Annotated in this window: 11 protein-coding genes; 4 read left to right on the forward strand and 7 right to left on the reverse strand. The window is 68.6% G+C overall.

Going from position 1 to position 14,105, the window contains the following annotated elements; translation table 11 throughout:
- Window positions 1–85: 85 nt before the first annotated feature.
- The 4 genes from AC3ENQ_RS08860 to AC3ENQ_RS08875 all read right to left on the reverse strand — a co-directional run bounded on the left by AC3ENQ_RS08860 (window position 86) and on the right by AC3ENQ_RS08875 (window position 3,319).
- Entirely contained in the window at window positions 86–373 is a 288-nt protein-coding gene (locus tag AC3ENQ_RS08860; RefSeq protein WP_431803738.1) for a glutaredoxin family protein, read from the reverse strand.
- Complete coding sequence (locus AC3ENQ_RS08865; RefSeq protein ID WP_431803740.1) at window positions 370–1,500, reverse strand: glycosyltransferase; 1,131 nt, start codon at window positions 1,498–1,500, stop codon at window positions 370–372. Before AC3ENQ_RS08865 ends, AC3ENQ_RS08860 begins: the two co-directional genes overlap by 4 nt.
- 175 nt (window positions 1,501–1,675) lie before the next feature.
- Window positions 1,676–2,845: a polysaccharide deacetylase family protein gene (locus AC3ENQ_RS08870; protein ID WP_431803742.1), complete on the reverse strand. Its 1,170-nt coding sequence runs from the start codon at window positions 2,843–2,845 to the stop codon at window positions 1,676–1,678.
- 138 nt (window positions 2,846–2,983) lie between these two features.
- Window positions 2,984–3,319, reverse strand: a complete 336-nt coding sequence (locus AC3ENQ_RS08875; protein ID WP_431803744.1) for a nuclear transport factor 2 family protein — start codon at window positions 3,317–3,319, stop codon at window positions 2,984–2,986.
- A 93-nt stretch (window positions 3,320–3,412) separates the two neighbouring features.
- Here AC3ENQ_RS08875 and AC3ENQ_RS08880 point away from each other — a divergent pair, with 93 nt between their 5' ends.
- Together AC3ENQ_RS08880 and AC3ENQ_RS08885 are read left to right on the forward strand one after the other, a co-directional pair.
- Window positions 3,413–4,579, forward strand: coding sequence for a pyridoxal phosphate-dependent aminotransferase (locus AC3ENQ_RS08880; RefSeq protein WP_431803746.1), 1,167 nt, complete (start codon window positions 3,413–3,415; stop codon window positions 4,577–4,579).
- Between the two features lie 80 nt (window positions 4,580–4,659).
- Window positions 4,660–5,337, forward strand: coding sequence for a hypothetical protein (locus AC3ENQ_RS08885; RefSeq protein ID WP_431803748.1), 678 nt, complete (start codon window positions 4,660–4,662; stop codon window positions 5,335–5,337).
- 192 nt (window positions 5,338–5,529) lie between these two features.
- On the opposite strand, the gene AC3ENQ_RS08890 is transcribed toward AC3ENQ_RS08885, so the two are convergent.
- Window positions 5,530–6,081 (reverse strand): putative immunity protein, encoded by a 552-nt coding sequence (locus AC3ENQ_RS08890; RefSeq protein WP_431803750.1) that lies wholly within the window; start codon window positions 6,079–6,081, stop codon window positions 5,530–5,532.
- A 406-nt stretch (window positions 6,082–6,487) separates the two neighbouring features.
- Between AC3ENQ_RS08890 and AC3ENQ_RS08895 the strand changes: the two genes are divergently transcribed.
- Entirely contained in the window at window positions 6,488–8,173 is a 1,686-nt protein-coding gene (locus tag AC3ENQ_RS08895; RefSeq protein ID WP_431803751.1) for an ATP-binding protein, read from the forward strand.
- 119 nt (window positions 8,174–8,292) lie between these two features.
- Here AC3ENQ_RS08895 and AC3ENQ_RS08900 read toward each other — a convergent pair whose 3' ends face one another.
- The gene (locus tag AC3ENQ_RS08900) at window positions 8,293–8,625 is read right to left on the reverse strand and encodes a DUF3024 domain-containing protein (protein WP_431803753.1); all 333 of its coding nucleotides are present in this window, start codon (window positions 8,623–8,625) and stop codon (window positions 8,293–8,295) included.
- Between the two features lie 24 nt (window positions 8,626–8,649).
- The gene (gene mobF / locus AC3ENQ_RS08905) at window positions 8,650–12,084 is read right to left on the reverse strand and encodes a MobF family relaxase (protein ID WP_431803755.1); all 3,435 of its coding nucleotides are present in this window, start codon (window positions 12,082–12,084) and stop codon (window positions 8,650–8,652) included.
- Window positions 12,085–12,584: 500 nt separating this feature from the next.
- Between mobF and AC3ENQ_RS08910 the strand changes: the two genes are divergently transcribed.
- Window positions 12,585–13,607 (forward strand): DNA cytosine methyltransferase, encoded by a 1,023-nt coding sequence (locus tag AC3ENQ_RS08910; RefSeq protein WP_431803757.1) that lies wholly within the window; start codon window positions 12,585–12,587, stop codon window positions 13,605–13,607.
- Window positions 13,608–14,105 lie beyond the last annotated feature (498 nt).

The following is a 14,105-nucleotide window of genomic DNA, read 5'->3' on the forward strand; positions in this document are numbered from 1 at the left end:
GAGACAGCCTACGTCGCCGGTGGCACCGGGTTCCAGGTCTTGTGGCACCCGGATGCCTTCCGGGTCAGGCCCGGGGCGCGGGGCGTCAGATCAGTGCGAGCTCGCGCAGCTTCGCCTCGACATCGGCATTCGAGGGCTCGACGTGGTGCGTGGCGTCGGGGTACACGACGACGGGGATGTTCGTGCGACCCGAGATGTCGCGGGCGACGTCCGCGGCGGAGGGGTCGGCTTCGAGGTCGACGTACGTGTACGCGATGCCGAGACCGTCGAGCTGCGCCTTGGTGCGGCGGCAGTCGCGGCACCAGTCGGCGCCGAACATCGTGATGGTGGTGTCGGCGTCGGGGCCGGCGGGAATGTCGGAGGGGGTCGTCATGATTCCAGGGTACGACCGGTCGGCTGAGGGAGGGCCGGAGAGGGGGTGGCCGATGGTTGGCTCTTGGGGGCATAGACCCAGAGCGCGTGGAAGACGAAACGGACGATGAACGCCGCGACGAGGGTGATGGCCGCGGCGAGGACGCTCGGGATATGGGCATCCTGCACGAGCAACGCCAGCACCGGGATGCGCACGAGCGCCTCGACGTTGTTGAATGTGAACGACTTGATGAAGCGCGTGCGCATGAGGCCCGAGTCGGCGCGCATGTCGGAGAAGACGAGGTACTCCAGCAGCAAGAAGTTGCCGATGATCGTGACTTCGGAGGCGATGATCGCGGCCGGCAGGTACCCCATGCCGAGGTGGATGAGCCCCCACATGATCGCGAGGTTCGCGAGTGCGCCGACGCCGCCGACGACAGCGAAGGCCGACATGCGGCCGAAGCGGAGCATCGCGAGCTGGGTGAGGAAGCGGATGCCTTGCGTGAAGCTCGCCTTCGACGAGCCGGCGTAGCGCGACGCGAACGCGAACGGCACCTCGCCGATGCGCAGCTGGCGCCGGGCGAGGATCTCGAGCAGGATCTTGAATCCGCGCGGGCGGAGCGCATCGAGGTCGATCGCGTCGCGGTCGACGAGGAAGAAGCCGGTCATCGGGTCGGTCGTCCCGTGGAGCTTCCGTGGGAACATCGATTTCGTGAGCGCTGTCGAGGCCCGCGACACGGCGGTGCGCGTGGCTCCCGCAAGGCCGCCCGCCGTCCCGCCCGTCACATAGCGCGAGGCGACGACGATGTCGACGTCGCCCACGGCGGCGCGGTCGAGCATGCGCGGGACGTCCTCGGGCGGGTGCTGCAGGTCGCCGTCCATCACGAGACACCAGCGCGCCCGCGCGGCCCGGAACCCCTCCAGCACCGCCCCGCCAAGTCCCGCCACGGGCTCGTCGCGGTGGATGAGTCGTACCGGGATGGTCGAGGTCGTGGCCACGCTCGCGATGATCGCCGGGGTGTCGTCGGTCGAGTCGTCGACGAAGAGGATCTCGGCATCCCGGCCCTCGAGCGCGGCCCCCAGACGGCCGACGAGCTCGGCGACGTTCGGGCCTTCGTTGAAGGTCGGAACGATGACGGTGAGGTCCATGGGGGAAGGCTCGCGAATCGGACGGCGGACAAGGTGGTCTCAGCGTAGCCGGGGGATGCCTGGCGGAAACAGGCCGCGCTCTGTCAGTTCGCTATGCGAAACCTGAGCGATACGCATGCTTCCTCCGTCGGCCGCCGTTCAGGAACCCCCGCGCCACCTGCCCGTCAGAATCCGTTCACCCGATGAGCTTCTTCACGGCATCCACGCCCATGCCGAAGTTGATGCGGATGCACGGCAGGGTGAGCTTGTCGCTGCCGACCTTGACGTAGCCCTGCTCGATCGTGCGCGCGAGCACGAAGCCGGCCTCGCGCAGCCCCTCGTGCGATCTCTCGTCGTTGTGGCCGAAGGGATATGCCATGATCTCCGTCGCGCTCTCGGGGGAGACGCCGATCCCCTCGAGCGCCTGCACCGACGCCGTCATGTCGGCGGCGATCTCGGCGGGGGTGAGGTTCACCATCTGACCCTTGCCGTTCGCGCCGGCCGTGTGCATGTTGTTGGTGTGCGAGCGGGGGAGGATGAACCGGTTCTGCGGTGAGGCGCCGTCGCCGGTGATGTCGAACGACGTCGCCATGACCTGGAGCTGCTCGTTGATGGGGGAGGCCATCGTGAGCCACGTGGGGTCGGCGTCGTCGTCGGTGACGATGACGGAGTGGTCGGGTAGGTAAAGGGCGCCATCGATGAAGGCGTCGAGCTCGTCCCAGGTCGGCAGGTAGAACGCCGAATCCTTGATGTACTGCATCGTCGCGCGGTAGTCCTCGATGTACGAGTAGTTGCCGCGCAGCCAGCCGCTCTCACCCTCGGGTTTGTCGGTGAACTGGTGGTACATCATGATCGGGATGCGCGCGCCGACGGCCGCGACGGCCTCGGGAGTCGTCCATGCCCCGTAGAGCGTCGTCTGCTGGTCGGTGCAGGCGACGAGGTCTGATCCGTTTACCCGGACGGCGGGGTTGCTCGCCCCTGTCGCGGGATCGGCGGATGCCGCAGCGGCGGCGGCCGGATCGGCGTACCAGCCCGCGAAGGCGCGACCGTCGGCGCGAGGGATCGGCAGTCGCACGTACAGCCGATCCTGGATCTGCAGCTGCGGGTCGAGCGCGGCGCCGTCGAGCTGGAACGACACGGCGCACGCTCCCGCGACCGTCGCGTTGTCGGCGAGGAGCTGCTCGGCGGGGGTGAGCGGCGTCGGGGTGGGCGTGGGCGTCGCGCTCGTCGCGCTGGGGTCGGAGGTTGTGGCATCCGTCGACTCTGCGGCGCAGCCGGTGAGGAGCGCGCCGACCGCGACGGCGCCGACGAGCAGCCCGGTCATCGGCGCGACGATGCGCCCCCGGCGGGAGTGAATGGTGCGCACGTGTGTCCCCGTTCCTGGCGCTCGCCGTCCCGAGGTGGGCGCCAGAGACATCGTAGGGGGCGCGCGGCCCAGAACCTGGGCGGCGCCGCCGAGCCTTACGCCGAAGCCCTACCCCGCGAGGCCTTACCCGCGCGGGCCTTACCGCCTGAGGAGGGTGTGGCGCGTCGAGGCGATCAGACCGTCCGCGATCCGATACGTGCTGAGGCCGCGCATGTGGTCGCCGTTCGGGAGGGTGCCCGTCCAGACCACCGCGACCACGTCCTCATCGGTGACGATCGCGTCGAGCGTGTAGGTGACGATGCCGCCGACCTTGGCGACGGCCTGTACGTAGTCGTCGCGGGCGCCCTCCGCCCCGCGACCGGGAGGAGTGTGCCCGCAGTCGAGGTAGTCGGGCGAGACGTAGCGGTCGAAGTCCTCGGGGCGGCCCTCGCTGTAGCAGGCGTAGAACCCGCGGACGATCGTTTCGGCATCCATGTGCGTCTCCTCTCCGCGTCCATCCTGCACCGCGCGCCGGTGGGGCGTCAGGGGGTGAGGTCGAGCGTCCGTCGACGCGCCTACCATGGACGCATGCCCGAGGTCTCGTCCCGTTCCCTCGCCATGCCCGAGTCGGGCATCCGCCGCATCTTCGAACTCGCCCTCGAGCGGCCGGGGACGACGATGCTCGCGGTCGGCGAGCCGTTCGCGACGCCCCCGATCGAGGCGACGCGCGCCGCGATCGACGCGTGGGAGCGCGGCGACGTGCGCTACACGGCCAACGGCGGCATCGCGCCCCTGCGCGGTGCGATCGCCGAGAAGCTCGCGCGCGAGAACGGGATGACGGTCGGCCTCGACCAGATCGTCGTCACGGCGGGCGGTACGCAGGCGCTGTCGCACGCGATGCTCCTCACCCTCGCGGAGGGCGACGAGATCCTCGTGCCTGACCCCGGCTACACCGTCTTCTCGATGGCGCCGCGCATGATCGGCGCGGTGCCGGTGCGGTACCGCCTGGAACCCGAGAGAGGCTTCGCCCCGGATGCCGCGGTCATCCGCTCCCTCATCACGCCCCGCACGCGGGCCATCGTCGTGAACTCGCCCTCGAACCCGCTCGGTGTGGCGTTCGATCGCGCGACGCTGCAGGCGATCGTCGATCTCGCCGTCGAGAACGACCTCTGGATCATCAGCGACGAGGTGTATGAGCGGTTCACCTACGGGGTTCCGCACGTGAGCATCGCCACGCTGCCGGGCGCGGCGGAGCGCACGCTCACGGTGCACTCGGTGTCGAAGACCTACGCGCTGACGGGCGGGCGCCTCGGCTGGCTCGTCACTCCGCCCGGCCTCGCGGGCATCATGGCGAAGATCCAGGAGGCGACGACAAGCTGTGTCAATACGCCGGTGCAGTGGGCCGGATACGGCGCGCTCACGGGATCGCAGGAGTCGGTCAAGCGCGCCGCCGACCTGTACCGCGATCGCCTCGCGGTGAGCACCCGGATCCTGGATGAGCGCGGCATCCCCTACCTGCCGCCGACCGGAGCGTTCTACCTGTGGGTGGACGTCTCCCACGCGAGCGGCGGGGATGTCGCCGCGTGGTGCGAGCGATTCCTCGTCACCGAGGGCGTCGCGGTGGCCCCCGGGTCGGCCTTCGGCCCCGCGGGCGAGGGATGGATCCGCATCTGCGCGGCGAGCGACGAGGCCGACCTCGTGCGCGGGCTCGAGGCGCTGCCGGTTCCGGTGGAGGTCGCGGCGCGCGCGTCGTGATCGGGCGGGTGCCGGGCTGGGCGCCGCGATCGCGACCGTCGTCTCTGGCGGCGCACGCCGCAACCGGGGAGGATGGCCCCATGCGAATCGCGGGAGTGCTGCCCCCGGATGCCCCTGACCCGCGCGACCGGCGGCGCGAGATGCTGGCGCTCATGCCCATCCCGATCGTCGAGCTCGCGCCCCAGCCGGCCGTGGATGGTGCCGACTTCGGCGTGGGCACGACCGGTGGCGCCGACGGCCTCTCCGAGATGTCGGTGTCGGTCTCGTCGACGCTGTGGCGGAATCCCGCGGACAGATCGGACCCGGTCAACTTCGCCGAGCTCGACGACGCGACCCGCAGCGCGATCGAGGATGTGCCGCCATGGCCGCGCCCGGCGTGGCTTGTGGAGCAGGTCGAGCGCATGCGGTACCCGATGCTGTGGGAAGCGGTGCAGACCACCTGGACCCGTCCGGGTTCCCGACGTGCGACCCTCGAAGATCATCTCGTCACCCACACGAACCACATCATCATGAACCAGTTCCGCGAGCAGGCGGGCCTCGGGCTGGGGGAGTGGGACTCGCCGGCGCTCACCTCGCGGCGGGGGGTGCGCCGTGGTGTCCCGGTCGTGCTGGACGGCCGCCCGATTCCGGGTGTGGAGATCGACACCGACCCGTTCGTCTACGCCGTCGGCGCCGCGCTGCCCGACGGTGGGACCCTCACCGCCGTCATCGCGCGGGAGCACCTGCCGTACCTGGAGCTGGAGTTCGTGCGCCGATAACGCGTGCGGATCCGCTGGCCCGAGCACCGCTCGTCGTTGCGGAGGGCAGCCGGCGATCTCGGCATCCACACGAACACCGTCCGACGCCGCGTCGCCCCCGCGAACCCGAACACGCGATCTTTCCTGATGGTGTGTACAGACGCTCAACGCTCGTACGCGCCTTGTCGCGGTCGGGCACGGTCACATGGGCCGTCAATCAGACGGTCCCGAGCGACGCAACGATTGCTGGATCGTCCTGATCACCGAGCCGAGGATGCCGGTTGCCAGAAGGCCGCCCGCACCGAGGGGGCCCGCTGAGTCCTCGCCGACCGGGGGCAGCTGGCGGAGCGCTGCGCGCGCTGGCTCGGACATGATCGAGAGCTGCCATCGGACCTCGTCCGCGATCGCGTCGCTCTCGTGTGCGGCGCTGAGGCCGCGAGCTTTCGCGGCGTAGGCGGCTGCGCCCAGCGCGTGCGCACCCATGTGTGCCACGCCCGCTGCCTGCGCTGCCGAATGTGCGGCCGCGATCGCGGGTGGGGACGAGACCGCGGATGCCGCACGTCCCGCGACGAACCGGCGTCGGATCTCGCGTGCCGCGTCCAGTTCGCCCCGAGAGTACGCACGGGCTCGAGCGATGGCGTCTCGCGGACGGTCGTCGTCGGGAGTTTCGCGCTCGAACAGGTCGATGACGTGCTCGGCGCAATCCGCGGCCCAGGCGGCGACGAGTCGTCGGTCCCTGTCACTCAGTGATTGCGGGGAGGGCACGCCTCATCCTCCCAGTCGCGGCGGCGCCGGGGTCGACATTTCAACGACCGGCCCAGGCGGCCCGAGCCTTTGACAAGCCTTGCGTGCCGGCGTCCGTTCGAGTCGTTCGACTCGCTGCGCTCGCTCAACGACCGTGGTCGAAGCCATCCGCAGAAGCGAGAAAACCAGCCCTCGCCGGGGCAAGGCAAAACCCCCGCCATGTAGAAGCTAGGCGAGGGTTTCTGGGACCGTTGTAACGACGGTCCGTGTGGCTCCGACGGGCGTCGATCCCGTGACCTCACGATTTTCAGTGAGTTCGGGGGCGTTTTCGCACTGTATCTATGGTGGCGGCTCGCTTCTGACCAGGTATTTTCCTGGATGGTCGCAGTTGCTCTCAGTTGGTTCGGCGGGCGGATATGGCCCGGATATGGCCCGCCCCAGAGGGGCTATCGCACGGATCGACCCTCTGTCCGCCTTGGTGGAGCGGGCTACTCTAACGCGCTCTGACATCGGCGTTGTAGTAGATGTGAGAGTAACTGCATCACGGCGCAAGGCGGCGGGCCGGCCGCCGTTTCCTAGTCCGATCACTACGCTGGATGCTCGACACGGAGGCGACAGGAGGCGCGACATGATCCATTCGCGCGACCAGCTCCTTCACCTCATCCCGCAGCTCACCGCGTTGCCAGCAGAGGCCGAGTGGGTCGAGTTCAAGGTCAACAACACGGATCCGACGATGATCGCTGAGCGCATCTCCGCGCTGTCGAACTCGGCGAAGATCAACGGCCAGGACTTCGGCTACCTGATCTGGGGCGTTGAGGACGGTACGCACAAGATCATCGGCACCACGTTCGAGCCAGAGACGGCGAAGAAGGGGAATGAGGCGCTTGAGGCGTGGCTCGCGCACTCGATCCACCCGCAGATCCACTTCGAGTTCGAGACCGTCCAAGTTGGTGGGCTGCGGCTCGTTGTACTCACGATCGTTCCCGCGTCTTTCGAGCCGGTACGGTTCGGGCCAAAGGCCTTCGTTCGGGTGAGCGAGAACACCCAGGAACTCGATCGGTATCCAGACCATGCCCGGCGGTTGTGGCGCGCATTTGATGAGCGCGGCTGGGAGGGCGGCACCGCGAAGGAGCGGCTGACAGATGAGCAGGTGCTCGACTTGCTCGACTACCCGAAGTACTTCGAGCTGCTCGGTCTGCCGCTCCCGGAGAACCGAGTCGGGATTCTCGGTGCGTTGGAGAGTGACAGCCTGATCGGCCGTATGGCGGGCACCGGGTGGAAAGTCGCGAACCTTGGCGCGATCCTGCTCGCGAAGCGACTGACGGACTTCCCGTCGCTCTCGCGGAAAGCCCTCCGCGTCATCCGCTACGACGGGGTCGACCGGCTGAAGACGACGAAGGAGCAGATCGGCGGTCGCGGCTATGCCTCGGGATTCGAGGGGCTCATCGACTACGTCAGTGCGTTCTTCCCCGCGAACGAGGCGATCGGCGTGGCGCTTCGGACGACGACGCCGCTGTATCCACCGTTGGCGATCCGCGAGCTCATCGCGAACGCGCTCATCCATCAGGACTTCGCCATCACAGGCTCAGGGCCGATCGTGGAAGTCTTCGATGATCGCGTCGAGATCTCCAACCCCGGGTCACCGATCGTTGACCCGGCAAGGCTCATCGACACTCCGCCGAAGTCTCGGAACGAAGGGCTCGCGGCGCTCATGAGGCGCATGGGCATCTGCGAGGAGCGCGGAAGCGGCTGGGACAAGGTCGCCTTCGAAGTCGAGTTCCACCAGTTGCCGGCTCCAGAAGTGCTGACCACCTCGGACACCACCCGCGTGACGCTGTTGTCGCCGAGGCCACTCGGGAGCATGACACCCGACGAGCGCGCGCACGCTGTGTACCTCCACGCCTGCCTCAACCAGGTCTCCCGTATAGACACGACGAACAGCTCGATCCGCCAGCGGTTCGGCATCGAGGAGAAGAACAAGTCGGTCGCATCCCGGCTGATTAAGGAAGCGCTCGACCGCGGTCTCGTCGTTGCCTACGACAAGAACGCCGGTCCGCGTAACCGCCGCTACATCCCGTTCTGGGCCGTCGGCCTCTCGGAGCCAGCCCGCTGATTGTTGATGGCTCGTTGATCGCGGACCCGCAACGAACCGGCCGAGCGGCTCGAAGCCCCGTGTTCTCAAGGGTTTCTGGCGCCTGCCTTTGTTGATGGCTTGTTGACGGAGGGCCTCGACTACCCGAAGAAGATCGGATCGTCGTGGCTGCCGATGTGGTCGAGGAGCGCCTGCACATTCTTCGTCGGGCGCTTGCGTCGGTACTCATGGAACTTGAGGTTCCGATCCCGCCAATAGATCGACCACAGTCCGGTCGAGGCGGTGTAGCGCAGTCGTGCGATCGGGAAGCGGGTGTGCTCGCCGATGCCATCCCACGGCGGGCGGACCTCAACGATGTCGACGTGTCGTGCGGACACGTCCGCCTCGACCTTCGCCTGATCCCACAGGTGTTCCGGCCAGACCCCGCGGCACCACAACTGGATGCGGTCGAAGTCGGCGTCCGGCAAGGGCATGCCTCATTCCTACCAGCCGTGCCGTTACAGCCCGAGCCCACGGGTCGGCGGCTTCGGCCCGTGGTCGGGCGGGCGCCGCGTGAAGTCGTGGAGTTGCGTGGCGCGTGCCTTCCGCGCGACCAGGGCGCGCTCGGCAGCCTCGCGTCGAGCCTGCTCCTGAGCGGCGCGGTCGCGGATGAGTTGCGCTGCCTCGCCCACGGGTAGGGCCTCGATGGTGGCGAGGTCGCGGCGGACCGTCTCTACCTGCGCCCGCCATTGGACGGCGAGCTTCCGTGGGCTGCTCGGGGTTCGATCCCCGAACGCCTGGGCGATGAGGGTGCGGTTCTCCTGCGTGTGCCGGGCTGCGAGTTCCTGCTGCTTCTGCTTGGCATCCGCGACGTGCTCACGCTGCTCGACCACGCGAGGGTGCGCGTCGGCCTCACGACCTGCGACGGCCGCGGCCCACCCCTCAACGCTTGCGGCCGTGGCAGGGATGCTGCCCCAACGCTGGCGAGCGGCCGTCTCTACGGTCTCACGCTCGCCTGTCGCGGCACTCAGGGCACGGGCCGCACTGCGCTTGCGGAACCTTCGCGCCGCACTCCGCGCCCGCGATGCCTCCCACATCCGAGACTGTGCAGTGATGACCGCCGTGCCGTCCGTGGTTGCTTGGGCGACGAGCGGACCGACCTCCTCCTCTCGCACTCGCTGGGCCTCCGCTTCTGCCGCAGCGACGATCATCTGCTGCTCATCCGCCTCGCTCTCGTGCCGATTCGACAGCTTGGCGAACGCGGCGGCGTCCCGTTCCCACTTCGCCGCCGCGCGCTCGGCTTGTTCGATCAGCTTCGCGAGACGGGCACGCTCGGTGTTTACGACCGCCACGGGACCGTCGGCGACGATCCCGGCGACCGCAGCCTGTGCCCGCTGCGTCGCCTCAACCAGTCCGCGGTCGGCGCGATCGCGCTCGAGTGCGGCGGCGAACTGCTCGCGGGCGTCTCCGGGGTCGGCGGCGACGATGTGCAGGCGGTTCGCCTCCCGTCCGCGGGTGAGGCCGACGTAGACGCCGGCGGCGTCGAGGGCGTCGGTGAGGATCGTGTGGGACTCCGGCGCCGTGAGGCCTTGGACACCGTAAGCGGTCGCGGCGTAGGCCAGGTGTGCGTGTTCCACGACGTACGCCGCAGGCAGCCGCACGGTGTGCTGCCCCTTCCGCTCGGATGCAGCGTCCCGTACCCACAGGTCGCCATCGTTCCCGACCTGCTGGACGATCCAGGTCTGCCGGTTCGTCACGCCCACCTCGGCGTCGTTGCGGCGGGTCTGGATTAGGTCGCCCCGGCCCATGCTCAACCCGTCCGAGCCCTCGACGGTGCGGGCGTCGTCGACCAGCCCGGCGCGTACCCGGTTCTCGCGGATCAGGGCATTCAGCTCGCGGGCCTCGTCGTTCGTCGCCGCGGTGATCGCGGCCCCGTTGATCCGTTCGGCGGCGACCGCAGCGCGCAGCGTTTCGGTGTCCTCGTGCAGCAGGACCAGGCCGAGCGCGTGCAGCCGATCGAACAGCGCCACCGGGTCGCGGCCAGCGCGGAGGTCGAGGGTGAGCTGCGCGTAGTCGGGATCGGTGAAGCGGTGCAGGCTCGTCAGGTCATACACCCGCGGCACGAGCGCGGCGGCGATGTCGAACACGCCCCCGCGTCCGACTGCGGGGAGCTGTGCCCGGTCCCCGACCAGGGCGAGCGTCGCGCCGGCTTCGTCCGCGACGGTCAGGAGGGCGAGGGCGGTGTCCTGGTCGAGCATCCCGGCCTCGTCCACCACGACCCGCTCACCAGCAGCAAGGCGGTTCTCCTTGGCGGGGCCGTGGTAGGTCGCGCCCGTTTCTGGGTCCGTGTCACCGGGCATGAGCCGGGTCCAGACGCCATCGGCGTTCCACCGGAACCCGTGCGCGTGGACGAGTGCGGCCACGGAGTCGGTCGGCACACCGAGTTCGATCGCGGCGACCTCGGCGGCCTTCTTCGTCGGCGTCACCACCCGCACCGCGCGGCCGTCCTGTTCGGCGGTGCGAATCGCCGCGCCGAGCATGGTGGTCTTGCCTGCACCGGCCGCGCCCTCGACCACGACCAGCGGCCGGGATGAGGCGACCGCGGCAGCGGCGCGCGTCTGGTCCGCATCCAAGCCAGGCTCGCGCACGGTCGGGGTTGCGCCGAGTGTGCGTGCGGTGGCGCGTGCGGCGAGCCGGTCGCGCAGCTCCGTCTCGACCGCGACGACGTGCAGCGTGGTCAGGTGCGCCACATGCTCCGGCGTCGGTGCGCCCGGCGGGAGGATCGAGAGGCAGTCGTCTACCGCCAGCCGCGTCGTGATCCCGATGAACTCGCGCAGCTCGGCCGGGGTGGCACGCACCCCGGCCTCGGTGACGATGCGCGCCACCTGCTCCTGCACGTCATGCACCGTCCACGCCGACGCGGCGGCGGCGCAACGGTCGAGCGCACGAGACGCGACCTGCTGCACAGCCAGCTCGTCCAGCATGCGCGCCGACTGCACGGCGGCGCGCGGCAGGTTCGGTGTGTAGCCGGCCTCCTGCAACTCGCGCAGCCACCCGGCCTCGGAGCCGAGCTGCGAAGGCTTCTTGTTCGGGCGCTCGTGATCCCATGCCTTCGCCTGCAACCGGGACCGCACCACCGGCCCCGGCTCCTGGCCGGGATGCGCCGCCTCCCACTCCGCCATGAACTTGTCGAGGTTGCGTGCCACCTGCACGCCACGTTTCGACATGAGCGCTTTCCATGGCTCCAGCTCCGCAACCTCGCCGGTCACCGGATCGAGGGTGAGCCCGTGCGCGTCGAGCACGTCGGCGAGCTGCGGGTGCGCGGCGATGACCGTGGTGCCGAGCGCGCGTATCGCGCCCTGCTGCCGGAACAGCGCCGCCGTTTCGAGTCCGCGCCACTTCCCGCCGGCCCAGACGCGGGTGCTGGTCTGGAAGTGGATATGTCGGTGCGGATCACCGGCCCGGCTCGTCTTGTGTGAGACGGCGACCGTCTCCAACTGCTCGACCGGCACCACCTCCTGCTTGCCTCGCGGCCCGACCCGCGTGACGGAGTGCTGCCCGAGCCAGGAGCGAATCTCGGCCACGGCGTCGCGCTGCGCCGCGTCCAGAGCCTCCGACACCTCGGGGTGCAGGGCAGCGGCGACCGAGAGGGACTTGGGGACATTCACGACCATCTCCGCGAACCGAGGAGACCCCCGCCGCCCATCGCCGGGCATCCGGGGTTTGCCCATCGACTCGCCGGTGAGCGGGTTGATCCAATCGACCCACTGGCGGTACTCGTCCGCGCTCAGCGCGACCTCACCGACGACCCGGCCTTCGGCATCGACGGCCGTGAACTCGGCCAGAGCGGTGCCCGCCTCCAGGTAATACTCATCGGCCCTGGAGCGGTCGGCCTCCAGATAGCGCAACGCATCCGTCCCGGTGCCCCGGAACAGGATCACGCCGCCCTTCATGCTCGCCTCCTGATTACTCAGATACTTGCAACTATCGAAGGTAGCATACGTCCATTCATCCAGGGAGGGGAAGGAGAGAGTTGGGTAGCGGGGGTTGGGTGGGGGGTGAGGGGGAGATTACGGGAGGAGGGGAGGGAGCAGAAGGGTGGTGGAGGAGCTGGGACGCGGAGTGGATGGAACGGGATGGAACGCCGATCCCGGCTCGCCGCCCCTGGCCTGCAGTCCGTTCCGGCCGCCCGGTCCCTGACCTCCGCCGGACTGGTCCGGGCGGGTTCACACCGTCTCGCTGTTCCGTGATCCACTGCCTCGCTTGCGCTGGACGACGCGGTCAGGCCCGCTCTCGCAGCGGGCGGCGCCCGCCTAGCCGGCATTCGCGTTCAGGTTGTGCGACACGCTGACGCCGCTCGGATCTGGTTCCCTGTTGGCGGTACGCTGGTGCGTAAAGGCCCAGTCGGGCGCCTGCGTAGCCGAAGGAGCGCCCGATGGTCTTGCCTCGTATCGTGAGCCTCTTCTCGGGTGCCGGCGGACTTGATCTTGGTTTCCATCAAGAGGGCTACGAGATCGCCTTCGCGGTCGATCGGATGGTGGCTGCGATCCAGACGCACAAGCGCAACTTCCCGACGACGACGTCAGTCGCGGCGGACATCACGGCCCGGAGTGAGCCGTCCGGGAGGCTCGTCATCCTGGATGAGATCGCGAAAGTCTTGAAGGATGGCGAGGCAATCGGCATCATCGGCGGTCCGCCCTGCCAAGGATTCTCCCGCGCGAACCCGAACTCTCGCGCCGACGACCCTCGCAACCAGATGCCGACCTATTACCTCGAAATCGTCGAGGCGTTGCAAGCGCGCTACGACGTGCAGTTCGTCCTCTTCGAGAACGTCATGGGCATCCGCGATGCGAAGCATTCGGTGACCTTCCGCGGTATCCTCGCGCGGTTCAAGGAGTTGAAACTCACGGCAGGCGTCGCCGACCACTCGGCTCTCGACTACGGCGTGCCCCAGACGCGGAACCGAGTGATCATCTCGGGGTTCAAGAGCGAGGCCGCGGCCAGAGCCTTCAAGCCAAAGACCATCCCTCGCGAGGAAGTCGACTTGACCGTGCGTGGCACGATCGGTTTCCTCCCTCAGCCAGCGTTCTTCTCGCGGAGTCTCTCAGTCGACGAGATCCGACCTCATCCGAACCACTGGACGATGACTCCCCGGTCCAAGCGATTCAAGGGCGAGACCGACGGCCCCGCGCCCACCAGGAGCTTCCGACGACTCTCGTGGGACAAGCCAAGCCCGACGGTGGCCTACGGGCACCGTGAGATTCACGTGCACCCAGACGGAACTCGCAGACTGAGCATTTACGAGGCGATGCTCCTTCAGGGCTTCCCTGAGACTTTCGTCCTCGAAGGCACTCTTTCGCAGCAGGTAGAGCAGGTCTCGAACGCGGTCCCGCCGCCAGTGGCGAGTTCTCTTGCTGCGGCCACCCGCGTTGCGCTGACTGCGGTGCCGAGCATCGGCCAGGAGACGGCTGCGTAGTCGGCATGGTTGTCACCGCCGAATGTCGGTCGTCATCGCTACAGTCGAATGGCGACGAGCGGGGGAAGGCGATGAGCGAGGCGGGGAATCGGCCTGGGCCGAACGTGCTCCTTAGCCTTGCTGAAAGTCCTGAGTCCACGCCGGTGCGGTCAGCGTGGATCGGCCCGATCCTCGCGCTTGGGACACGACTTGCGCGTAAGGCGGACACCTTCGCCGGCCGTCAGCTGATCGTCGCGGTTTCGGTCCCAAGCCGCGAGTACGCCGCGGTGCTAATCGGGGTCGGGTGGACTCTTGGAAGGCCGCCCGCTCAGGTAGAGACTGATCCGTTGTCAGTGCTTCGAGGAGGTCTGCCGCGAGGCAACTACCGTGCGTTGAACGCGACACACGTGATCTCGGGGCCTTTTCAGGGACTCGATGAAAGCCGCACGCCGGCGCGGGTTGCTTTGGCGGGCCACTGGGCCGTTGATCGACTTGAGGCCGTTGCACCCGTGGCAGAGA

The organism is Microbacterium sp. bgisy203 (assembly GCF_057706945.1).

Bases quoted from the DNA above. Each gene is read 5' to 3' on its own strand.
- AC3ENQ_RS08875 (WP_431803744.1), bottom strand. From the start codon at position 3,319: ATGGATGCCGAAACGATCGTCCGCGGGTTCTACGCCTGCTACAGCGAG.
- AC3ENQ_RS08885 (WP_431803748.1), top strand. From the start codon at position 4,660: ATGCGAATCGCGGGAGTGCTGCCCCCGGATGCCCCTGACCCGCGCGAC.
- AC3ENQ_RS08865 (WP_431803740.1), bottom strand. From the start codon at position 1,500: ATGGACCTCACCGTCATCGTTCCGACCTTCAACGAAGGCCCGAACGTC.
- AC3ENQ_RS08900 (WP_431803753.1), bottom strand. From the start codon at position 8,625: ATGCCCTTGCCGGACGCCGACTTCGACCGCATCCAGTTGTGGTGCCGC.
- AC3ENQ_RS08860 (WP_431803738.1), bottom strand. From the start codon at position 373: ATGACGACCCCCTCCGACATTCCCGCCGGCCCCGACGCCGACACCACC.
- AC3ENQ_RS08895 (WP_431803751.1), top strand. From the start codon at position 6,488: ATGGCCCGCCCCAGAGGGGCTATCGCACGGATCGACCCTCTGTCCGCC.
- AC3ENQ_RS08880 (WP_431803746.1), top strand. From the start codon at position 3,413: ATGCCCGAGGTCTCGTCCCGTTCCCTCGCCATGCCCGAGTCGGGCATC.
- mobF (WP_431803755.1), bottom strand. From the start codon at position 12,084: ATGAAGGGCGGCGTGATCCTGTTCCGGGGCACCGGGACGGATGCGTTG.